Genomic DNA, 491 nt, shown 5'->3' with positions numbered 1-491 from the left:
GGACAATCTACTAAAAAGAGTGTTTTATCTAATGATAAGATTAAAGAATTTGAAGGTGTAAATTTAGAAAGATAATCATTTTGATACAGTCATTTTTTTATCATGCCACAAATATGCCTAAAATTTGCCCCTTTTATATGTGTATTTTAAAACATTAAGATTGCTATACTATAAATATGTAATAAATAAAATTTATAGGAGCTTTTGGATGAAAAAAATAATATTAAAAGACATCCTGTTTTTCGTTACTACATTATCTCTAATAGTAATATTATTGATTGTAGTAAATATAACTGCTAATGGTAAGATAAAATCAACAATAAAATCTTATTTAAAAAGTGACAAAAATAGTGTGAGTCAAAATGATATTCAGAGTAGCACAAAAAATACTGAATTTAAGACTACTATACTGAACACTGGAAAGTCTGATTGTATATTAGTTGAGATAGGTGACAAAGTCATAATGATTGATAGTGGAGAAGATAAAAATG

Annotated in this window: 1 pseudogene; it reads left to right on the top strand. The window is 24.8% G+C overall.

From position 1 onward, the window contains the following. Nucleotides 1-208: 208 nt before the first annotated feature. A pseudogene (locus K0039_RS20795) lies at nucleotides 209-491 on the top strand (MBL fold metallo-hydrolase); the annotation flags it as partial.

Origin of the sequence: Terrisporobacter mayombei, from assembly GCF_020748465.1 — a bacterium.
Taxonomy (GTDB): Bacteria; Bacillota; Clostridia; order Peptostreptococcales; family Peptostreptococcaceae; genus Terrisporobacter; species Terrisporobacter mayombei.
This window is presented reverse-complemented; position numbering and strand designations above follow the sequence as displayed.